This is a genomic window from Pseudomonas sp. PME37.24/006, assembly GCF_055556635.1.
Genome location: NZ_JBVHNL010000103.1, coordinates 1 through 270, shown reverse-complemented (window position 1 = coordinate 270; position 270 = coordinate 1). Strand labels below are relative to the sequence as shown.

General features: G+C 40.7%; 1 protein-coding gene. It reads left to right on the top strand.

Annotated features, from left to right (window positions below; all coding sequences use genetic code 11):
• The coding region (locus tag ACZ3GY_RS24010; RefSeq protein WP_465912245.1) for a hypothetical protein at window positions 1-197 on the top strand (197 nt) is incomplete at its 5' end.
• Window positions 198-270 lie beyond the last annotated feature (73 nt).

Below are 270 nucleotides of genomic sequence, written 5' to 3'. Positions count from 1 at the left end.
CCTATTTTTTTTCATTAGTTTATTTGCGGTACAAATCAGATATGAAAGACAGTAATGATCATAGATGCTCAGGCGGCAATGAGAAAATTAATGATGTCCTATCCAGGCGAGTTTTATCAAGCTATAGAAAAAGGCAGGTGTTGACGAAGCTATGGATTTTATGGCGCGTTGGTTGGATGCATGGATCACTGGTCTGAGATGTGATGATGCGAGTCATTGACAAGGCAAAAAAAACCCGCTCTTTACGAGCGGGTTACTAATTACATCCCC